This window comes from Candidatus Thermoplasmatota archaeon (genome assembly GCA_034660695.1).
Classification (GTDB): Archaea; Thermoplasmatota; E2; order UBA202; family DSCA01; genus JAYEJS01.
In genome coordinates this window covers 1-19,013 of record JAYEJS010000097.1, presented here as the reverse complement: position 1 = coordinate 19,013, position 19,013 = coordinate 1, and the positions used below count along the sequence as shown (strand labels likewise).

At 42.0% G+C, this 19,013-nt stretch carries 23 protein-coding genes and 1 tRNA gene; 11 read left to right on the top strand and 13 right to left on the bottom strand.

The window, feature by feature from the left end; translation table 11 throughout:
- Positions 1 to 80: 80 nt before the first annotated feature.
- A complete protein-coding gene (locus tag U9O96_04965) occupies positions 81 to 587 on the bottom strand; it encodes a gamma carbonic anhydrase family protein (GenBank protein ID MEA2054450.1) in 507 nt (168 codons plus the stop codon).
- A 78-nt stretch (positions 588 to 665) separates the two neighbouring features.
- Here U9O96_04965 and U9O96_04960 point away from each other — a divergent pair, with 78 nt between their 5' ends.
- Positions 666 to 1,082: a secondary thiamine-phosphate synthase enzyme YjbQ gene (locus U9O96_04960; protein MEA2054449.1), complete on the top strand. Its 417-nt coding sequence runs from the start codon at positions 666 to 668 to the stop codon at positions 1,080 to 1,082.
- Here the strand turns inward: U9O96_04960 and U9O96_04955 are convergent.
- Together U9O96_04955 and tpiA are read right to left on the bottom strand one after the other, a co-directional pair.
- A complete protein-coding gene (locus U9O96_04955) occupies positions 1,059 to 1,709 on the bottom strand; it encodes a 2,5-diamino-6-(ribosylamino)-4(3H)-pyrimidinone 5'-phosphate reductase (GenBank protein MEA2054448.1) in 651 nt (216 codons plus the stop codon). The genes U9O96_04960 and U9O96_04955 overlap by 24 nt on opposite strands.
- The gene (gene tpiA, locus U9O96_04950; protein ID MEA2054447.1) at positions 1,706 to 2,383 is read right to left on the bottom strand and encodes a triose-phosphate isomerase; all 678 of its coding nucleotides are present in this window, start codon (positions 2,381 to 2,383) and stop codon (positions 1,706 to 1,708) included. The genes U9O96_04955 and tpiA overlap by 4 nt, the downstream gene beginning before the upstream one ends.
- 379 nt (positions 2,384 to 2,762) lie before the next feature.
- Between tpiA and U9O96_04945 the strand changes: the two genes are divergently transcribed.
- Positions 2,763 to 2,863 (top strand) — tRNA-Met (locus U9O96_04945).
- 70 nt (positions 2,864 to 2,933) lie between these two features.
- On the opposite strand, the gene U9O96_04940 is transcribed toward U9O96_04945, so the two are convergent.
- Complete coding sequence (locus U9O96_04940) at positions 2,934 to 3,563, bottom strand: LysE family transporter (protein MEA2054446.1); 630 nt, start codon at positions 3,561 to 3,563, stop codon at positions 2,934 to 2,936.
- Positions 3,564 to 3,686: 123 nt separating this feature from the next.
- Positions 3,687 to 4,346 (bottom strand): hypothetical protein, encoded by a 660-nt coding sequence (locus U9O96_04935; GenBank protein ID MEA2054445.1) that lies wholly within the window; start codon positions 4,344 to 4,346, stop codon positions 3,687 to 3,689.
- Positions 4,347 to 4,429: 83 nt separating this feature from the next.
- Here U9O96_04935 and U9O96_04930 point away from each other — a divergent pair, with 83 nt between their 5' ends.
- Positions 4,430 to 5,740 carry a tryptophan--tRNA ligase gene (locus tag U9O96_04930; GenBank protein MEA2054444.1) on the top strand — a complete coding sequence of 437 codons (1,311 nt, stop codon included), beginning with the start codon at positions 4,430 to 4,432 and terminating at the stop codon, positions 5,738 to 5,740.
- A 6-nt stretch (positions 5,741 to 5,746) separates the two neighbouring features.
- On the opposite strand, the gene U9O96_04925 is transcribed toward U9O96_04930, so the two are convergent.
- The 6 genes from U9O96_04925 to U9O96_04900 form a co-directional block, all read right to left on the bottom strand.
- Positions 5,747 to 6,196: an Hsp20/alpha crystallin family protein gene (locus U9O96_04925; GenBank protein MEA2054443.1), complete on the bottom strand. Its 450-nt coding sequence runs from the start codon at positions 6,194 to 6,196 to the stop codon at positions 5,747 to 5,749.
- 70 nt (positions 6,197 to 6,266) lie between these two features.
- Positions 6,267 to 9,749, bottom strand: coding sequence for a lamin tail domain-containing protein (locus U9O96_04920; GenBank protein ID MEA2054442.1), 3,483 nt, complete (start codon positions 9,747 to 9,749; stop codon positions 6,267 to 6,269).
- Between the two features lie 140 nt (positions 9,750 to 9,889).
- Complete coding sequence (locus U9O96_04915) at positions 9,890 to 10,513, bottom strand: radical SAM protein (GenBank protein ID MEA2054441.1); 624 nt, start codon at positions 10,511 to 10,513, stop codon at positions 9,890 to 9,892.
- 70 nt (positions 10,514 to 10,583) lie between these two features.
- Positions 10,584 to 11,954, bottom strand: coding sequence for a plasmid pRiA4b ORF-3 family protein (locus U9O96_04910; GenBank protein MEA2054440.1), 1,371 nt, complete (start codon positions 11,952 to 11,954; stop codon positions 10,584 to 10,586).
- A 135-nt stretch (positions 11,955 to 12,089) separates the two neighbouring features.
- Positions 12,090 to 12,746 carry a 7-cyano-7-deazaguanine synthase QueC gene (queC, locus tag U9O96_04905; GenBank protein ID MEA2054439.1) on the bottom strand — a complete coding sequence of 219 codons (657 nt, stop codon included), beginning with the start codon at positions 12,744 to 12,746 and terminating at the stop codon, positions 12,090 to 12,092.
- Complete coding sequence (locus tag U9O96_04900; protein MEA2054438.1) at positions 12,743 to 13,225, bottom strand: 6-carboxytetrahydropterin synthase; 483 nt, start codon at positions 13,223 to 13,225, stop codon at positions 12,743 to 12,745. The genes queC and U9O96_04900 overlap by 4 nt, the downstream gene beginning before the upstream one ends.
- A gap of 37 nt (positions 13,226 to 13,262) precedes the next feature.
- Between U9O96_04900 and U9O96_04895 the strand changes: the two genes are divergently transcribed.
- The 6 genes from U9O96_04895 to U9O96_04870 are packed head-to-tail and all read left to right on the top strand — an operon-like array spanning position 13,263 to position 16,418.
- Entirely contained in the window at positions 13,263 to 13,751 is a 489-nt protein-coding gene (locus U9O96_04895) for an NOB1 family endonuclease (GenBank protein MEA2054437.1), read from the top strand.
- 29 nt (positions 13,752 to 13,780) lie between these two features.
- Positions 13,781 to 14,005: a HypC/HybG/HupF family hydrogenase formation chaperone gene (locus U9O96_04890; GenBank protein ID MEA2054436.1), complete on the top strand. Its 225-nt coding sequence runs from the start codon at positions 13,781 to 13,783 to the stop codon at positions 14,003 to 14,005.
- Positions 13,998 to 14,387, top strand: coding sequence for a hydrogenase maturation nickel metallochaperone HypA (gene hypA / locus U9O96_04885; protein MEA2054435.1), 390 nt, complete (start codon positions 13,998 to 14,000; stop codon positions 14,385 to 14,387). Before U9O96_04890 ends, hypA begins: the two co-directional genes overlap by 8 nt.
- A complete protein-coding gene (hypD, locus tag U9O96_04880) occupies positions 14,368 to 15,438 on the top strand; it encodes a hydrogenase formation protein HypD (GenBank protein MEA2054434.1) in 1,071 nt (356 codons plus the stop codon). The genes hypA and hypD overlap by 20 nt, the downstream gene beginning before the upstream one ends.
- Positions 15,431 to 15,742: an HTH domain-containing protein gene (locus U9O96_04875; protein ID MEA2054433.1), complete on the top strand. Its 312-nt coding sequence runs from the start codon at positions 15,431 to 15,433 to the stop codon at positions 15,740 to 15,742. Before hypD ends, U9O96_04875 begins: the two co-directional genes overlap by 8 nt.
- Positions 15,723 to 16,418: a hypothetical protein gene (locus U9O96_04870; GenBank protein ID MEA2054432.1), complete on the top strand. Its 696-nt coding sequence runs from the start codon at positions 15,723 to 15,725 to the stop codon at positions 16,416 to 16,418. Before U9O96_04875 ends, U9O96_04870 begins: the two co-directional genes overlap by 20 nt.
- On the opposite strand, the gene purC is transcribed toward U9O96_04870, so the two are convergent.
- Both purC and U9O96_04860 read right to left on the bottom strand, forming a co-directional pair.
- On the bottom strand, positions 16,411 to 17,292 hold the full coding sequence (gene purC, locus U9O96_04865) for a phosphoribosylaminoimidazolesuccinocarboxamide synthase (protein MEA2054431.1): 882 nt from the start codon (positions 17,290 to 17,292) through the stop codon (positions 16,411 to 16,413). The genes U9O96_04870 and purC overlap by 8 nt on opposite strands.
- Positions 17,293 to 17,418: 126 nt before the next feature.
- Positions 17,419 to 18,267, bottom strand: a complete 849-nt coding sequence (locus U9O96_04860; protein MEA2054430.1) for a hypothetical protein — start codon at positions 18,265 to 18,267, stop codon at positions 17,419 to 17,421.
- Between the two features lie 172 nt (positions 18,268 to 18,439).
- Between U9O96_04860 and U9O96_04855 the strand changes: the two genes are divergently transcribed.
- Positions 18,440 to 18,670: a type II toxin-antitoxin system HicB family antitoxin gene (locus U9O96_04855; protein MEA2054429.1), complete on the top strand. Its 231-nt coding sequence runs from the start codon at positions 18,440 to 18,442 to the stop codon at positions 18,668 to 18,670.
- The gene (locus U9O96_04850; GenBank protein MEA2054428.1) at positions 18,667 to 18,912 is read left to right on the top strand and encodes a type II toxin-antitoxin system HicA family toxin; all 246 of its coding nucleotides are present in this window, start codon (positions 18,667 to 18,669) and stop codon (positions 18,910 to 18,912) included. The genes U9O96_04855 and U9O96_04850 overlap by 4 nt, the downstream gene beginning before the upstream one ends.
- Positions 18,913 to 19,013 lie beyond the last annotated feature (101 nt).

Here is a 19,013-nt window from a genome sequence, read left to right as displayed (position 1 = left end):
GAGTCTTTCACTATAATTGTGGGCATAACAAAAACCCATACGCTAAAGTAAAAATTTCTCGGAGAGATATCCGCTAAGCACTATTTCTGTTCAGTCACATCCTCTTCAAATTCTCCTTTTAGGTATTTCACTGCCAGATTCATGTAAATCTCCGTATTTTTCCTTACGGCTTCGATCATCCCTTCATCCTGCCTTATTATTTTTGCTGGTACCCCTGCCGCTAAGCTGTTGGCTGGAATTTTCGCGTCTGGCGGGACAACGGCATTGGCGGCTATGATGCACCCTTTTCCTATATGAACGCCGTCTAAAACGGTTGAATTGATGCCTATTATGCAGTCATTTTCCACCATTGCACCGTGTACTATCGCCCCGTGACCTACTGAAACTCCTTTACCTATTTTCATGGGATGTTCCGGCGAGACATGGAGCACACAACAATCCTGCACATTGCTTTCATCGCCGATCTCTATGATATTTAAATCTCCTCGTATCACGGCATTTTCCCATATGCTGCATCTCTCCCCAACGAAAACATTTCCTATGATGATGGCACTTTTCGCAATGTAGGTATCCTTGCCAATTTTCATGAGGGGAAATAGGGCAGCAATTTAAAAGTTTGCCACAAGTTGCAATAAACTATTTTATACCTTTCTCGTTTGTATATCATGACAGTTTATATTGGTGAAATAGGGCTTAAAACCCGTGAAATGGACATAGTTGATATCACTTCAGATGTGCAGTCTGTTGTGAGCAAATCAGGCATAGACAATGGAATGGCATGTGTTTTTTGTCCCGGCTCTACGGGGGCGATAACAACGATAGAGCACGAGCCCGGTCTTTTACATGACCTGCCAGCAGCCCTAGAACGAATTGCTCCCAGAAACGTGTATTACGAGCATGAGGAGCAGTGGCACGACGGTAACGGTCACTCTCATGTAAGGGCAAGCATCCTCGGGCCAAGCATTGTTGTACCTGTTGCAGATAATCAATTACAACTTGGGACATGGCAGCAAATTGTTTTCGTGGAATGTGATGTTAGGGCCAGAAACAGAATATTGTTAGTGCATATTTTCGGAGAGTGATGGACGGAATTTCAATAAAATTCCATTTCCAATTCTATAGAAGTCATGTAATTCCATATGTATGATTTTATCAGGTGAGGGCGAGCCTTCGCCGCCCGCCATCGTTGGTGATGTTATCCCTCCTATTACAAATGGTGCCATGAAAATATTGAGTTCATCTACCAGCCCCTGCTTTAAAAATTCCCATATGACTGTCTCTCCACCCTCAACAAGAAGTTTTTTTATGCCCCTGTCGTAAAGCAGTTTCATGAGTTTCTTTAAATTTACGGTATTGTGTCCGCATTTTATTACTTCTAAATTGCCCCGTTTGAATTCCCTGCGAGTGGTTACAATTAGGGTTGGCACATTTCCTTTCATGACTTCTGCATTACCGGGGGCCCTGAAATTACTGTCGAGCACGATGCGTAAAGGATTTGATGGATTTGGTACATATTTCTTTTTGACGGTGAGTTTTGGGTCGTCAGCCAGTACTGTTCCAATGCCAACCAGTACTGCATCGCATTCATTTCTGAGTTTATGCACTCTTTCGATATCCTCCTCATTTGATATTTTTATCTGCTTTCTAGCCGGCAATGCAATCTTTCCATCTATCGACATCGCACAGTTTACGATAACAAACGGCTTCATTTTTTCTCGATGGCAGATGCCATTTCTCTCAAAACCTTTTCTTTGTCCCCTGTTTTTACAACACCGCTCGCAAGCAAGACGCCTTCAGTGCCCAAATCGATGGCTTTTTTTACATCCTTTCCTCTTTTAACCCCGGCTCCACAAAGAACTTTTGTTGAGGGATTTATTTTTTTCACGATTCCAACAGCTTTTTTTATTATTTCTGGCTCTGCTTTCGTTACAGATATGTCCCCGCCAATCAACTCTGGCGGTTCTATTGCAACAAAATCTGGTGAAAGTGTGGCCACAGCTCCCGTAACTCCTATATTGTTTGCACAGACAATGGTTTCCAGTTGGAGTTCCCTTGCCCTTTCCACACCTTTTGCAATCTCGCCTATTTTAAGGGGATGTTCGGAATGATTCAGTAAAACGCCTCTAGCACCTGCTTCTTTTATGCTTTCAGGCAGAGTCCATCCAGTATGGCTGCCGCAGTTTATCGCGTCCATATGCTGGGCAAAGACCGGGATTTTCACCTCGCTTGCAATCATATAAATATCTGGTGTCTGCACAGCTATTACCATGCTTGCCCCAGTTTCTTCGCTCACTTTTTCCATAATTTTTGCGATTTTCAGTCCTTTTCTTCCCGTTCCTTCCTTATATGTCTTTACATTCACAACTATCGCAGGCGTTTCCATGGTTTGTAATCTATTTCGTTAATAAAATATTACCCCTGAACCCCAAGAGCCCTTTTTCTTAGAAGAAAAAGTGCTTCAGCTCAAAAAGAACTTTTTTCCGCCAGCGCTTTTCCTAAATCGGAAAGAAAGTTTGGGATGCAACACTTTTTTAAAGGGTTGCTAAGAAACGATATGTTTAAAAAATGCGGTATGCTACCCTTTTGAGGTGATACAATAGGAAACATATTTCCGCCGTGCCCAAAATGCGGTGAAGGATGGCTTGTTCCATTCTCATTCAAAAATGATGTTTTTGAGAAGTGGAAATGCACAAAATGTGGATATACCATAGAAAAGAGATAAACGCCTAAATTTTCATACCCGCTGGGATAATTTAAGGTAGGTCGGGGTGGCTCAGCCTGGTTGGAGCGCCTGACTCATAAGCACAGCTTAAGGGTTCGCTGGGAAATCAGGAGGTCGCGGGTTCAAACCCCGCCCCCGACATACTTTTATGGAATCAGTGATTTGTTGTGCATTCCTTGGGCAATAGAGCTTTTGGAATAAAAATATGGTGTTAAGGAGCTAAGCCATCTATAAGAAAGGTAAGCCCGAAATAGGTCAATATCCCTCCGAATATAACCATAAGAAATCTATACCACCTCAGTCCCATGATGTTCGTTCCCTTCCTAGCGGAGTGAGCAACAGCAGTAAGCCACACATAGTCCATCCACACGTGGCAAAGATACATGAATAGAACGCCGGCTAAAGCTGCAAATTCAAGAGATATGATAATGAGTTGCGCCCCAGCAGTAAGCCACCAAATAACAAAGTAGGGATTCAAACCGGTAAAGGCCAAACCAATTAGAAAAAGATGGCGGGAAGATGGCGTACCACGTTTTAATTCTGCGGGTTTATACCTAAATGAGTTGTGGATTTGCGATATGCCAAAAGCGATAAGGACTGCTCCTCCAATAACTCCGATGACAAGCTTTACTATCGGTTTGCTTGCGACAGTTAAGAGTCCAAGGGCTAATAGCATGACGAGGGCGAATTCAACCAATGTGTGTGCTACTGAGAATACCAGGCCGCTTTTGACGCCCGACCTAGTGCCATGAGCTATGTTGGCAAAAAATAGGGGGCCTGGAGCAAGAGCACCTGAGGCCGTTACGAGAATGACGGTAATGGCAAAACTCAGTACATCCATGAAACAGGAGAAACATGAATTTTTATAATAAGTTTCTGTATGTTGCCCTTAAAATCCTGCCGTATAACTGGAGAACTTGGAAGAAATAAAAGAGGATTGAGAGAATTATATTTAGTTGGCAAATCACCTTCTTTTCAGTGCCACAATTATTGCAATTGCCCCAACAAGCAAAACTATTTCAAATCCAGGGATGCCGCCGCCCCCGCTGCTTCCTTCATCGCCGCCTCCATTATTTTCATCACAGGACCATGGTGAAGTATCTTGTGGAATCCAATCTCCCCACCATTCAGCACTTGTATCTCCAAATTGGGTGTATTTGTATGCGTAACCGTAAAAATCTGATTTTGCCCCGGTTCCGGCCGTATTTACTGTCGCGGTAATCGTATCGCCAGAACTGGAGACATTTCCGGACGATATTTGTGTATAATCTCCTGGTACGCCCATACACATTCCGCTGCCATTAGTGTATGTCGCATAGTACATCGCATCGGTAGTATTGTAGCAGGCACCATATATAATATTTTCAGAGTCTTCAATTGCCCCAGATACCTTCATTTTCAATATTACCTGTTGTCCGTCCGTCGTGCACGAAAGCTCTTTAATATCTATATTCGGCTTGTTTGTAACGGAGTGCGACCATGAATATGTGCCCAGGTTGTCATTCCAGGCCCAATGCAATACATCATTGGTATCATCGGTTATTGTTTCTGCAGATGCGAGCCCTGCGAACAAAAATACTGCTAATGCAGCTATCCCTAAAACAGATACGCCTTTTTTATTCATGTTTTTCTTTTGCTGCATCGCAGATGTCTTATTAAACATTTCCTATTCAAAAAATACAAATATGCTTTCCGGATAAACGCAGGATGAGAATTGATCCTTGGAGCTCTGTGCAATACGAAAATTACAGCCGGTTAAGAGAAAAATTCGGCATAAAGGAATTTGGTAGGGAAGAATGGGAAGGCTTGCCCAATGTACCGCATTTATTCCGCCGAGGCATTGTTTTCGGCCACCGTGATTTCCATCGCATAAAAGATGCCATGGAAGGGAAAAAGCCCTGGGCATTGCTCACCGGCCTGATGCCTTCTGGAAAGATGCACCTGGGGCACAAGATGGTTATAGACCAGATAATGTATTATCAAAATGTGGGTGCGGATATATTTATTGCAATTGCGGATATAGAGGCATATGCAACCCGCAGCTATACCCTTAAAGAAGCGAAAAAATTGGCAGTTGAGGAATACATAACCAGTTACATTGCCCTTGGCCTAAAACCCTGCATCATATACTTCCAGTCGAGAAATACGGATGTGAAAGACCTGGGATACTTGCTCGGCAAAAAAACAAATTGGTCTGAAGTGACCGCCATTTATGGGTTCAACGGCTCAACGAACATGTCTCATGTGTTATCCCCCCTCATTCAGTGCGGGGATATATTACATGTGCAGATGGAAAAATACGGGGGGCCGCGTCCCACGCTCGTTCCCGTTGGCGTTGATCAGGATCCCCACATACGGTTCAGCAGAGGTGTAGCCAGTTCACACCGCCTTTTCAATGTGACGGTAGCAAAAGATGGAAAAATAGGAATTTTTATCAAATCAGATGAGGATGTGAACAGACTGATGGATATTGCAGAGGAAGAGGCAGGTAAATTTGGGTTTGGTATGAAGAGAATGGATAATTATAGGGCGATTTATCTCGACGGCGCAAATGAAGAAGATATAGGCAAAATCGACATCGCCCTGGCAAAAAGAGAACAGGAGAACGGGGCTTATGGCTTTATTTCTCCTTCATCGACATACCACCGGTTTATGACCGGCTTAACTGGAGGAAAAATGTCCAGCAGCAGGCCGGAATCGGCCGTTTTTCTCACTGACTTGCCAGAGGAAGCAAAAAAGAAAATAATGGCGGCAAAGACCGGAGGTGCGGTATCTCTTGTAGAGCAGAGGAAGTATGGGGGAAAACCGGATGAATGTGTTGTGTATGAGTTGTTTCTATATCACTTGATGAAGGATGATAGAGAACTTGAAGAAATATATGAAAAGTGCAAATCTGGAGAGCAGATGTGTGGAGACTGCAAAAAACTTGCCGTCCAACTGATGGGCGATTTTTTAAAAGATTTGAAGGAAAAGAGAGAAAGCGCAAAAGAGAAAGTTGGGGAATATGTAGATTTATAGATTGGTTTATTTTACACTCACTTTATGCCCTTTCTTTCCGATATTTCTCTTTTGTATTTCCACATCAAGCACTCCATTTTTGTATGTGGCTTTCGTTGTATCTGGTTTCACGTCCGAGGGCAATTCGAGCTTTTTGTGGTATGTATATCGTAATGCCTCAATGTGTATCTCCAGCGTATTTTCAGTTATTTCCAGATCGATATCTTCTTTTTTTATTCCCGGAATTTCTATGGTTACAGAAATGGACTTATTGCTTTCCATCACATCAATTGGGAGTTCATCCTCCGGTATATTTATATTATATGGCTTGTCATCAGGATAAGTTCTTATAGAAAATCCTTTGACTTCCTCAAAAGTAGTCTTAAACGCATCTCCTACAATTTTCTCCATCTCCCGAAGTATTTTTTCGAATTCATCTGAAGTTTTCTTCCTTTTTTTATCTTCATCATCAAACATTTTATACCAGAGATCAAACCAAAAGAAAAACGTATATTAAAATATTATGGAAAAAGAGGGGAAGAGGTGTTTAATGCTTTCTTCTCCTTATAATTAGAATCGCTGCCAGTGCACCCAGTATAACTCCTATCACTCCAAATCCAGGAGTTGGCCCTCCCTCCACGGTAACTGTTTTTGTTGCTTCATAGTAGCCGCTTTTCTCTGCCGTTATGGTGAAATCGCCCTTTTCGGTTGGCTTGTACTTTACCTCTCCGTTGGAATCTGTTATACCGGCCGTTTCATTTCCAAATTTCACTGTTGCACCTTCGACTGCCTTTCCACCACGGGTTGTGACCGTTATCGTTATCTCCTTATCCTCCTCGATTCCAGACGGCACCTGTATCTTCAAGCCAATGCGTATTTCTATTTCTCCTGCTACATCTCCCTCAACATACAGTTTTATTGTTCCAGTAATCGATGGCACTATCCCAATGGTGACTTTGCCGTTTTCATCTGTCTTTCCAAGCACCATGTTCCCGGATGGGAAATTGCCGGACACTTCAAGACCTGGGCATGGCTGGTTCGTTAGTGGATGTTTTACTGTAAGGGTTATAAGATTTTCCTCTGCAAGGAAAACCGTTTCTGGCTCAACATCTATTGTTGGTGTTACAACCTTCAGTTCTCCATTTGCCTCTGCGTATCTGCTGCCATCTGCTTTTGGTTTAAATTCGAACGTTATATTTCCAATGGTCACAGCCGTAACGTTTGTTATGTTTCCCTCACCGTTGGTAATTGTAATATTCACTTCCTTTCCATCAGCATATGCCTCGTAACTTGCAACTTCTTTTACGCCCTTAGCTTTCAATGTTCCATTTACCGGCTCTCCATTCCATTCCACTGTAAATACAAGAGTTATGTTCTTGTCAACATTCTTTACAAGCATTGACGGGTTGACCGTAACAGTTGCTTTTGTGACTTCAAAGCTAGGCTCACTGCCAGAAGCAACGTCATGTTTGTAGTCTTTTGTTGTAACATAGAGATAATGGGTGCCCAGCTTGGTTTCAACGCGTTCAAACGTATAGTTACCAGTACTTACAGCATTGCCAACAAGATTCGTTATGTTGGTAGCTAAAGATTCTATCATGGATGGATCAGCATGGAATTTTGCGAGATTTGTCTCATTGAGCAGATAGAAATACAGTTGTCCTCCATATGCTCCGCTTGCGTTTGTAACGTTAATGTCGAAAGTGGTTGATTCTCCAGCAAGTATGTTTGCTGGGCTAATGGTAGCTTCCAAGTCATGTGCGGGCTGTGATCTCATTACTGCATATGCATATTTTGTTCCCACATAGCTGAAATTTGCAATGACAATAATATTGGTGGCTGCACGTGTTGATGTAAGGTTATCAAACGTATATGTTCCGCTGATAACAGTTTCGGTAGATGCGAGAGGACTACCAATGCCATACAGATCGTTTTCATATACTAATGTAACATTTGCGTTGAATATTTGATATTCCTCTGATTTTTCCCAGACTTCAACGCCCACGTCCGTCGGTGTATCCACAATGACGGAGACAGGAATTACTGTTGCATATCCTCCTTCCTCGATGTCAATAGTCTCTTTGGCTGTGCCTTTGTCTGGCCAGGTAACGTTTATGTAAATCTCTCCATTTCCACGAGTCGGGAAAACAGTAATATTCCAGATGCCATTGTCAATGTGTTTATATCCTTCATTAGTTGGGCTGTAAAGAATATCTCCTTCCACTTTGATGCAGTTTGTAACATCGTTGTCTTCGCTGATATTCAAAGCATCTGGGGTGCCGTAAACCGTCATATTTTTTCCGAATATTTGTATCTGTATCACTTGTTTATTTTCAGTTGGATTCAGTACATCCAGTTTTTTATCTTCTGGACTTAATACTTTGAGGTTTACATCCGGAGCAGATATTATGGTGTAATCCTTTTCGCCAACATATTCCCAATTTCCATCTTCATTAACATCCACTTTAACTTTCAATGTATAATCTCCCGCTTCCCACATGTCAGAGGTGAGATTGAGGTTATCGCCGTACGGGGTGAATTTTACCTTACTTTGGTTATCTGTGCCAGTTTTATTCGTCCATGCGTATAATTCATTTCCTTTGTATATTGATAGATTGTAATTGTTGTTGATAAGCAGTCCACTTCCACCATCAATTATCTTGAAAATAACCTTCCCTATGTCAAATCCTCCTACTGCATCATTGCTAACCAAGGTTATATTTGGTGCTATCGTATTTACCATGACAGTGTCATATCCAAATGCATCTGGGCTTTCTTCAGCCCCTATGAAGGCTGTTATGTTGTATTCTCCCGCACCATATGCCTGGGAAGACAAATAGACGGAGAACGAGAAACTTCCATCCGTTCCGACACTTGTCGTTACCTCACTGCCGTCTGATCGAGTTAATTTCACTGTCGCTTCAGTAGCTGCCTGCCCATCTAGAGTGACGTCTCCCTCGATATCAAGGTATGTATTCTTCTCGAAATCAATGGAATCGGGAGTAACATTAACATCGAGTGATACTGGATTTACAGTGATTTTTTCGGCATTGCATCCGTCAGTGAGCATATCGACTACCCACCAATCACCGCTCTTATCAAGTAACACGTTTGGCCAGCGTGTGTATTCATACGTACTCGGTCCTTCCACCTGAATTCCATCGGGATCGTATAAGCTGGCACTTCCCTGAACATTATGGACATCAATGGTTTTTGTTTCATTCCAATTTGCACTGGTTGGAGTAACTTCCAAATCGGATGAGAGGTTCGCTATTTTTACATAAGCAAATTTATGTTCCTCTTGATTCCCTGCAATGTCAACAGAATAATATTCAACGGTGTTATTGCCATCATTCTCTACCACAAATGGTTGGGTGTAATCCATCCAATCTCCTTCACCAATCTTGTATTTTGTGTAATTCACACCAGAGTCATCATCAGTGGCATCTAACGTAACAGTCACATTCGTAACATACCAGCCCCATACAGGATATTCAGCAGGATCTAAAGTTAAAGTAGTAACCGGATCGGTTGTATCCCCTCCACCGTTTGTTGTCCCTGGTGTTGGAACTGCCTCTTGCCACTCTCCAGTCCCGTCCGGAATTCTTGCCCATGATTTTCCTTCCGTAATGGTGGAGGTGTCGAAGTGATCAATTACATCTTCTGTGCTATTCAGCCATATGCCCTCCTCATTATTGTTAAGCGTTATGTCTGTTTCATTTCTCCAAAATAATCTGAATTCACCTGGGTTTATCATTCCTGTTATTGTATAGGTGGTTGTAGACCCAACCTCATCTTCAAGTGTCCATCCTGTCAGATTGACGGAGATATCGCCACCATTATAGAGCTCTATAAACTCATAATAGGATTCTGGTGTTTCTGTCGGGTCTGGCAAGAATTCATTAATAGACACATCTGCAGCCGATGTACCCGATGCATTCTCTACTGACATAACCGCAAACACACTTGATATCATTGCGGCTATCACAACAATACTTCCAATTTTTTTAATTACGCTTTTTTTATACATGTTTTTTCCTCCTTAGGTTTGGCATCTAAAATGCATCCCCCTTTTTTAATCTTTTCTCTTTTTTTTCCATTTTATGGTCCTCTCGAATTGAGGTTAAGAATAGAATTGGCATCCTTTTATATAAATATTTTGATTTTTAATCAAATACCCTTCCCATTGCCCCATAAAATTTTATGTATTTGTATGGAAAGGCGAACGTTCAACCCATCTTCCAGTATCCATTCCGCCAACTTTTTTGCCTTGCCCCATACCGGCTGCATAATGACTTCGCATCCTGGCACATGCTTTTTTATCATTTCTTTGGCATATCTGTAGTCTTCCATGTCCCCTATAATAAACTTCAATTCATCGTGGCTGCGGAGCAGAGAAATATTGTCCACATTCATTTTTTTATACATTCCTGAGCTCGGGCATTTAATATCCATTGATATAATGACATCTTTTTTTGCTATCTCTGAAATATCAATTGAGCCATTTGTCTCAATACTTATTTTATATCCTTCGGAGAGAAGCATGTCTATAAGTTCTGGCAGTTCATCCTGGAGGAGAGGCTCGCCTCCCGTCAAACAAATTCTCTTGCAATCCCATTTTTTTATTTTCTTTAAAATTTCCTGCAGGCTGATTTCCTCTCCTTCATAATATGCATAGGCAGTGTCGCAATATGGGCATCTTAGATTGCAGCCTGTGGTTCTCACAAAAATTGTGGGCAAACCGACGTTTCTTCCCTCGCCCTGTATTGAATAAAATATCTCATTTATTTTCATCTGCGTTCCTTCCTCTTATTTATTTCCATTGTAGGCGTATCCTCTCATTTCTGCAAGGAAACTCAAAATATCACTCCTCATAATATCTGTATTGCTCAGGAGATTCTCCCTTCTTTTCCATAATTTTCGGCTTGCGGGGTTTAGAACCTTCTGTACGTATCTTTTCCAATTCTACTCGAAAACGCCATTCATCACCGTAGTCAAATAAATAAAGAATGTTCTGTCCTACAAATAATCCCAATTCGCCGATACGAGCTTCGTCTACATACGGACCTTCATCCTCAAAAGGAGATCTAAATCCCTCATGAGACCAAGGTTTGCCATCCATAAAGAAGGAGTAAAGGTGGTCATCATCGAAATTATAGGCTTCTTGGATAGCACGATGCAAGTCAAGCAGCGTATGGTTTGCGGATATCTCAATCCGTCGCCAAAGGTTTTTAGCCAAACCCACCTTGAAAACGTAAGTCCCATCCACGAATTTGATTCCCTCACGGGGGAGCGTTTTTTGCAGTTCTCCTTCGGCAAAAAGAGGAACAAAAGGCAGAAAGAATAAATCTCCAGGTTTTTCTTTGCCTGCCCTAATAACTGCTTTCGGCCTTTTGAGTTTTAGCTCTTCTTCAAAAAGTTCGAACAAGTTTTCATCAGGTAAGGGAGATCCTGGTATAGCTTTCCATTCGCCAGCTTCACGGCGAGTAGGTAAATTCCAGTAAAATAAATTCCTCGTATCCTTTAAGACTCGGGCTATAGCTACACCAAAAGCCGAAGGTGTTATTGATTCTGCTCGGAAATAACGTTTAGGCCAATGCTGTGCAGATAAATCTTCATAAGTTACCTCCCAGAAGCCGAAAAAGAAAAAATAGTGCAAGAAGTATTCCCAATCCAAAAACATCTCAGCTATATCAAATGCTTTCTCGCCTTTTAGCTGGATTTTTTCCCCTGGCTGTTGTTTGCTCAGATATTCTAAAACTTTAGGGACGGTATATAAAGGTGAGCGCTCAAAGTATCCTGCTTGGAGTTTTTCCCAGTCGGCATCCACCCAGAAAGTCTCCAGCAGGAAGAAATATTTTTCTGTAAGTTTCAATTCATCGTATAATTGAAGACGTCCAGTTGTTTTCAGAACAAATCTGCCGCCTTTTTCAGGAACCTTTTGGAACAATTTTCCTGCCAAAACTAGGTGGTAAAACAAATGCAAAAGCGGATACAAAGTCTGGTCGGTTCGTGGAGTAGTATCTGGGAGAGGATGAGTCATCTCCTGGTTTAGTTCATATAAGTCTCTTCCAGATATGAACTCATTGACCCGGGTTAAGACAATGTGATGTGCTCTTAAATATTGGGTAAATGTGGCAAAATCTCGTAGAAGCGGCATAGGTTCTGTTTCGGTTATAATAAAATTAGGCGATTTAGACATTTCAAACTCCTTTAGCTCCCGACTTTCATTCATTTTTTACATCACCTCATTTGTATATTTGTAATGTATTAATTAATTGGTTACTTAAAATTTTTGTTTTGATTTCGTGGACGGGTGTACCTTTGTCTTAAAGAGACATTTTTAGGAAGGAAGAAAGGTAATGTAACGTTATTCATACTCAATCGGATCCTTTAGACATGCTTCTTCAAATCCTTTAAGGCGCAGGATGCATGAATCGCATTTCCCGCAGGCTTTTTCTTGGTTACGGTAGCATGACCATGTTTCTCCAAGCGGGGCTTTAAGTTCAACACCCTTCTTGGCTATTTCAGCCTTTGACATGCTGATAATGGGTGTCATAATTTTTACCGGATTGCCTTCGGCCCCTCTCTTCGTTCCCAGATTTGCCATTCTCTGGTATGCTTCGATGTATTCCTTCCTGCAGTCGGGATAGCCGGAATAATCGACCGCGTTTACCCCGATAAATATTGCATCTGCGCCGATAACTTCGGCGTATGCAAGGGCATATGAAAGAAATATCGTGTTTCTTGCAGGAACATAAGTGGATGGTATTCCCTTCCTATGAAATTCGGGCACTTCTATGTCGTCTGTCAGGGCTGATTTGCCGAAAGTTCTCAAATCTGCCTTTATTATTTTATGCTCTTTTGCATCTAAGGAATGGGCGACTTTCCTTGCACTTTCTATTTCTTTCCAGTTGCGTTGCCCATAGTCGAACGTGATGGCATAAATCTCGTAGCCCATATCTCTTGCTATCGCCGCTGTGACGCACGAATCCATCCCTCCCGATAAAAGGCATACTGCCCTCATTTTTTTTCACCGATCTTCCTGGCAATCCATGCCCCCTGCCCGAAACCTTCGTCGATGCCTATTTCCAGATAATTTACATTATCCGGCAGGTTCATTTCCTCAACGATGCGGTCGAGTATGTATTGCGCCAAGCTCTCTGCGGACGATGATTTGATGGGGAGAATTGTGCAGTCCTCCTCAGGGAAAATATATCTCTTTTTGTCAAATATTACTTCCACCTCGCCTTCACTGCGGGAAATTTTAATATTCCCCTTTTCCGGGATTATCATTTTGTGGTCTATTTCTTCTGCTATTTTCTTCATCACGTTCTTCAGCTCCCCAAAATCAATAACAATACCTGTACTATTTACCTCACCACCAACCACTGCATGAATTGCATATGAATGCCCGTGGAGCCTTCCGCATTTTTCATAATCCGGGATTAAATGAGCAGAAGAAAAAGTTGTATGGGAACGCCATCCGTCTACTTTTATCCGCATAAAAACTTATATCAATGGGCTTTAAAATACTTATGCAATGATAGCGGTACTGGACACATCTGCCATTCTTTCGGGCAAATTCTGCATCGGCAAGGATATAAGCAAAGTAGTAACAAGCCCTTCTGTCATAGATGAATTCAGCGAGGGCGGCCACTCATACCGGCTCATGCAGTATGCGAGAGAGGCAGGAATGAAAGTGTTGGCTCCTCCTGAGGATGCCATGGAGAAAGTGAGGGAAGCGGCGAGGCTTACTGGCGACATCGGTCTTTCTAAAGCAGATATAGAAGTCCTTGCCCTTGCGTTTTACCTGAAGGATGATGCCATTCTGTTTACCGACGACTATTCAATTCAGAACGTTGCAGAGCACATCGGGGTTAAATACAAAGGCATGCTCCAGGAAGGCATAAAAAAGAAATTTTACTGGAAATGGAAATATAAGTGTATGGGGTGCGGAAGATTTGTGGAAAGCGAAATGGACATTTGCCCCGTATGCGGCGGAAAAATAAAAAGGGTGAGATGGAAGTGATTTTATATTACTTCTTATTTCTCTCATTCATGTGTTTGGCAATACCCGGGAAAATACTGTCCATCGACGGCAATAGGGCAAAAATTGATTACGGTGAGGGGACAACAAGAAATGCTGATGTCTCTCTGGTAAATGCTTCAGTCGGTGACTATGTCATAGTTCATGCGGGATTTGCCATACAGGTTTTGGATGCGGATGAGGCGATAAAAACCCTCGCATTATTCAGGGAAGTGATCGAGGCAGAGAATGCATGAGTTTTCAACCATGGCAAATATTGTGGGCGCCGTCATGGAGGAGGGAAGAAAGCACAATGCAAGCAGGATTACAAAAGTATTGCTTGAGATAGGAGAACTGACTTTTCTGGGAGAGGAGCAGCTCCGTTTTGCATTCGGTGTGCTGACAAAAGATACAGAAATGGAAGGGGCAGAACTTATTATTGGAAAAGTGAAGCCAAAAGTCCGATGCCAATGTGGGTATGAAGGGGATGCATCATATGCCGAGAAGGAAGAATTTCATATTCAATTCCCGATTCTCAGATGCCCCGAATGCGGCGATACCGTCGAAATAATTAACGGAAGAGAATGTTTAATAAAGAACGTGGAGATAGAGATAGAAGATGTTTCACCTCAGGGATAAAGAACTCTCGCAATTAATAGCAAAAAATCTGAAGGAGATGAATTTGAACCTTCAGATTATGCATGTCTGCGGCACCCATCAGGATACTATCGTAAAATTTGGGCTGGGCAGCATTTTTAGGAAATGCGGAGTTAAAATAATACAGGGGCCTGGCTGCCCGGTCTGTGTCACAACACCGAATGAGATAGAAATAGGCATAAGGCTTGCCGAAAAGGGCATCACAATAGCTACTTTCGGGGACATGGTAAGGGTGCCGGGAGTAGAGCAATCACTCCAATCAATAAAGGCAAAAGGAGGGGATGTAAGGATTGTTTACGGGATAAACGAGGCGGTTGAATTGGCGGAGAAAAAGGAGGTTGTTTTTATGGCTGTGGGTTTTGAAACAACTGCGCCATCTACTGCATCGGTGCTGCTGCGAAGCATTCCTGAAAATTTTTCTGTGGTGAATTGTCACCGGTACATACCGCCCGCAATCACTTCAATTCTTGGAATGGGTGAAGTGGCTTTGGACGGAATAATAGACCCCGGGCATGTTTCTGTTATAATAGGCGTTAAGCCTTACGAGGGCATATCCAGGAGATATGGCATTCCCCAGGTCATAGCCGGCTTTGAGCCCATAGACGTTATGATGGGTGTGTGGATGATTGCGAAGCAAGTTTTGGAGGGTAGGGGTGAGGTCGAGAACGAGTATAAAAGATGCGTGACATATGAAGGGAACGAGAAGGCTTTGAAGGTGCTGGATGAGGTTTTTGATAGGGAGGGTGCAAGGTGGAGGGGCTTTCCTGACATCGAGGACTCCAAGATGGTAATTAAGAAAAAATTTGAAGATTATGACGCTGAGAAGAAATACGAGGACATGCTTGTGGACTTAAAAAACAGGGAATTTAAAGAACCGCCCGGTTGTAGATGCGGCGAAGTTCTTAGGGGGTTGATACCGCCTGATGAATGTCCTCTTTTTGGGGGCAAATGCAAGCCGTCGCATCCAGTTGGACCATGCATGGTTTCAATTGAAGGGGCATGCAACATTGATTACAGGTATAAAAATGATTGAAGTGAAAACCGGTACGATGGAAGAAAAAATACTGAGGATTTTGCAGGAACACTACCCGGTTACCGTTGAGGAGTTGAGCAAAAAACTTCACATATCCAGAGCAACCACAGAATTTGAACTGGTTAAACTTCAGTCGAAGGGCATTGTGGCTTTGGAGCCGCTCCCGGGCAGGACTTTTATAAGACTCCTGAGAAATGATTTCAGGTTTATAGGGAGAAAGTATCAGGAAAAATTTATTAAAAGGAAGAGGAGAAAGATGCAGGTGGGCAAGGAAGAAAATAAGGATGACGTCATGTTTGGATGAAAAAATGCTCCAGTTGCTGGAAGAAAGATATGCAAAGTACTGGTGGAAGGAAGATGATGAAGTTGAGTACCGGCAGGCGATGAAAGACCCTTTCAAAAATATAATATTCACTCTTCTTTCACAAAATACTTCAACAGAAAATACAAGGAAAGCATATCTTGGCTTAAAATCCAATTTCGAAATAACACCCCAAAGCCTTTTCGATGCAGATGAGAAAGAAATAAGCAAAGCAATCCGTCCGGGAGGGCTTTATAGAATAAAGGCAAAAAGGATAAAGGAAATATCTGCGCATGTGTTAAAAAATTTTGACGGGGACATATCATGGGTCATGAAAAAGCCAAAGGGAGAGGTAAGGCAAGAAATAATTAAAATACCCGGCATAGGAGACAAGACGGTAGACGTGCTTTTGTCCTCCATTCACGGGCAGAGAGAGGCTTTCGTGGTCGATACGCATATGGCAAGAATAGCAGGAAGGCTCGGTCTGGTCGATGAGAAAGCGGATTATAAACAAATACAGGAAAAACTGAAGAACTTTTTTCCCTGGGAAAAAATCCCTAAGGAAAGGGAGGGAAGGGTGGTAGGCCTATTCTGGCTTCTTGCAAAGCATACATGTAGGGCAAGGAAACCGAATTGTAATGAATGCATACTGGATGAAATTTGTGAGAAGATTATCTGAATTTTTCCCCCGTAATTTTTTCGTATAGCGAAATATAAAGCAAACTTACTTTTTCTGCCATGTCTTCTGGCAGCGGAGGGATTGCCGGCTCCGGCGTCATATTCTGCCTAGCCCTGCTAAGGGCACTGTAATATCCTATCCTCCTATAATATGACCTTACAAATTCTTTGCTCAACTCTTCAAATCCCCCGTTGGCATACTTTTTTGCATCCCAGAATCTGTCCTCATCTGGTGTTCCGAATGTATCAATCAAAACGAGGTTTCTTTCTCCATCAAATGCAAACTCCTTCTTGCCGTCGACGTGGATAAACCCTTTTTTTTCAACCTCTGAATGCATGTATTCATCTATGTTCAGGACAACATCCTTTATCCGTTCTATTCCCTCTTTATTCAAACCAGCAATTTTCATCGCATCCTCCTCGCTCAGCATCCTGTCGTATTCCTCGAATTTTGTTGTGAATTCTATAATCGGCTTTTGCAGTTTTGTACCATATTTCATATTCTCGCTTTTCATCCGCTCATAAAACGATCCTGCCACGTAATACCTGGCTATTACTTCCAGAGGTATGACATAATTCGTTGTCCTCTCATCTATTTTTGAATAATCCTTTATTATATTGAACTTTTTGACGTGCATGGTGTTCTTCCCTGCATCTATGAAATGTGTTTTAACGCCCATTTGCTCACATTTTTTGAACCAGAAAGCAGAAATGCGGCACAGTATCTCTCCCTTATGTTTTATGCCCGTAGATACTATTTTATCAAATACAGAAATGCTGTCAGTGAAAAGAAATTCAAGCTTGCCATCACCAATATCATAAACCTCTTTCACCTTTCCCTTCCTAATTAGTTTTTTCTCGCCAATATTCTCCATATACACCGATATGGGACAAGGATACTATTACTTTTCGGATAGCAACCATTTTCATCTGTTTTTATGGGCCGAATATCCGGTCTGCCAAATGTTTTGGACAATCATGTTCAGATGGGGGCACAAAATTTATGACGTGCCACTTTCATTAAAACCAAAAAGCCCCTGCATTACCAGCCCTCCCGCCACAAAACTCAATAATGCTACGGTCGCTAAATTAAAGTTAACGGAATGCATCCCCAGCCCAACCGCAAACGTCATTGCTGAGAAACCATTGTACATATCAAGGACAAGCGGAATGTGGATATGTATCTCCACAAATCCCGCCATGCCCATAAAACTTGCAACACCGATCAAAGCATGGTTTCTTAAGAGACCTTTTGTTTCCAACATACCAAAAGCCCCCCAGCACACATCAACCAGGTCAAAAGCAAGAATTCTCGAACTTCCAAAAAATTTACTCAGCCCAATAATTGGTGGGAGTCCAAGATTCACATCGCCGCTCAGAACATAGATGGCATTGACTTTACAGAAAAAGCTCAATAACACGGGCAAATTGAAAATGCCCATTTCCTCATATTTTGATGTGAGGTTTTGCACTTCATATTCCCTTAGCCCGATCCCCTCTGCTTTCCTATACATTCCTTCTTTCCAGCTCTCGAGTGAATACTCCTTTAAAATTAATCCGTATTCCTTAAGTATGCAGAATCTTTCCTCAATGGTTTTTGTATCAATCAGTCTATCTCTGAGCTCATTTACCTCATTCTGCGGCAATGTTACAATTCTCTTCTCGGTTAAACCATCATGACCATATTGAGTAACTTCAACCTTCATAAGTTCCTCCTGTGTCTCATTATTATTTTCATAGCTCTCTTGTCCCTCTGTTTTCAAAAGCGAAAGATTTTGCGTGGTGACTACCGGCGTCAGCGCAATACCGATAAATACCGCCACGGTAACAACAGCCAACCCTTTTCTCAAGCATACCAATTTAAAAACTTAACTTGCGGGAATTATTTTTCGACTAACGTTTTGTAGTAAAAGAAGTTGGCGAAAGAAAAGATATTATAGCTCGGTTAGAAACGAGAAGGTCACGGAGGCATTTTATAAAAGTTTTTATATATTCTCAAAACAATACTATGGTGGAGATAAGATGTCTAAAAGAGCATTTGACATAGCAGTTAACGAGGAACTAGTTAATGGTAAAAAGGTTTTTGTAGCCCATTGTCTAAATCTCGGTATAGCAAGCCAAGGACACAGTTACGAAGAAGCGATAAAAAACATAGAGGATGCCATTAATTTATATTTGGAGGAATGTCCTGAAAAGCAGTCAAAGGGGCAGCAGGAATTACTCCCTCCGATAGCAACAAGGATATTCTTATGAAACTGCCTGTAGTTTCTTCGAGAAAGGTCATCAAAGCTCTTTCTTCTGCAGGTTTCAAAATTAGCAGGCAGTCAGGCAGCCACGTAATCATGACCAAACAAGAACGTGAAAAGATAACGGTCGTGATACCAAAACATGTAGCGATTGCAAGAGGAACTTTAGTGAGCATAATATCACAAAGCGGTTTGAGTAGGGAAGAGTTTTGCAAATTATTGGAACGGAAGTTCCAGAAAAAAATTTGATGTGGAAAGCTCAAAAAACTCCAGAATTAAGGAGGCGGTCGCTATTTTTTTCTCTTAAGATTCAATTTTTTTCTAGTGGCTACTTTTATGCCACGATGTGG

Bases quoted from the DNA above. Each gene is read 5' to 3' on its own strand.
- U9O96_04965 (MEA2054450.1), bottom strand. From the start codon at position 587: ATGAAAATTGGCAAGGATACCTACATTGCGAAAAGTGCCATCATCATA.
- U9O96_04960 (MEA2054449.1), top strand. From the start codon at position 666: ATGACAGTTTATATTGGTGAAATAGGGCTTAAAACCCGTGAAATGGAC.
- U9O96_04955 (MEA2054448.1), bottom strand. From the start codon at position 1,709: ATGAAGCCGTTTGTTATCGTAAACTGTGCGATGTCGATAGATGGAAAG.
- tpiA (MEA2054447.1), bottom strand. From the start codon at position 2,383: ATGGAAACGCCTGCGATAGTTGTGAATGTAAAGACATATAAGGAAGGA.
- U9O96_04940 (MEA2054446.1), bottom strand. From the start codon at position 3,563: ATGGATGTACTGAGTTTTGCCATTACCGTCATTCTCGTAACGGCCTCA.
- U9O96_04935 (MEA2054445.1), bottom strand. From the start codon at position 4,346: ATGAATAAAAAAGGCGTATCTGTTTTAGGGATAGCTGCATTAGCAGTA.
- U9O96_04930 (MEA2054444.1), top strand. From the start codon at position 4,430: ATGAGAATTGATCCTTGGAGCTCTGTGCAATACGAAAATTACAGCCGG.
- U9O96_04925 (MEA2054443.1), bottom strand. From the start codon at position 6,196: ATGTTTGATGATGAAGATAAAAAAAGGAAGAAAACTTCAGATGAATTC.
- U9O96_04920 (MEA2054442.1), bottom strand. From the start codon at position 9,749: ATGTATAAAAAAAGCGTAATTAAAAAAATTGGAAGTATTGTTGTGATA.
- U9O96_04915 (MEA2054441.1), bottom strand. From the start codon at position 10,513: ATGAAAATAAATGAGATATTTTATTCAATACAGGGCGAGGGAAGAAAC.
- U9O96_04910 (MEA2054440.1), bottom strand. From the start codon at position 11,954: ATGAATGAAAGTCGGGAGCTAAAGGAGTTTGAAATGTCTAAATCGCCT.
- queC (MEA2054439.1), bottom strand. From the start codon at position 12,746: ATGAGGGCAGTATGCCTTTTATCGGGAGGGATGGATTCGTGCGTCACA.
- U9O96_04900 (MEA2054438.1), bottom strand. From the start codon at position 13,225: ATGCGGATAAAAGTAGACGGATGGCGTTCCCATACAACTTTTTCTTCT.
- U9O96_04895 (MEA2054437.1), top strand. From the start codon at position 13,263: ATGATAGCGGTACTGGACACATCTGCCATTCTTTCGGGCAAATTCTGC.
- U9O96_04890 (MEA2054436.1), top strand. From the start codon at position 13,781: ATGTGTTTGGCAATACCCGGGAAAATACTGTCCATCGACGGCAATAGG.
- hypA (MEA2054435.1), top strand. From the start codon at position 13,998: ATGCATGAGTTTTCAACCATGGCAAATATTGTGGGCGCCGTCATGGAG.
- hypD (MEA2054434.1), top strand. From the start codon at position 14,368: ATGTTTCACCTCAGGGATAAAGAACTCTCGCAATTAATAGCAAAAAAT.
- U9O96_04875 (MEA2054433.1), top strand. From the start codon at position 15,431: ATGATTGAAGTGAAAACCGGTACGATGGAAGAAAAAATACTGAGGATT.
- U9O96_04870 (MEA2054432.1), top strand. From the start codon at position 15,723: ATGACGTCATGTTTGGATGAAAAAATGCTCCAGTTGCTGGAAGAAAGA.
- purC (MEA2054431.1), bottom strand. From the start codon at position 17,292: ATGGAGAATATTGGCGAGAAAAAACTAATTAGGAAGGGAAAGGTGAAA.
- U9O96_04855 (MEA2054429.1), top strand. From the start codon at position 18,440: ATGTCTAAAAGAGCATTTGACATAGCAGTTAACGAGGAACTAGTTAAT.
- U9O96_04850 (MEA2054428.1), top strand. From the start codon at position 18,667: ATGAAACTGCCTGTAGTTTCTTCGAGAAAGGTCATCAAAGCTCTTTCT.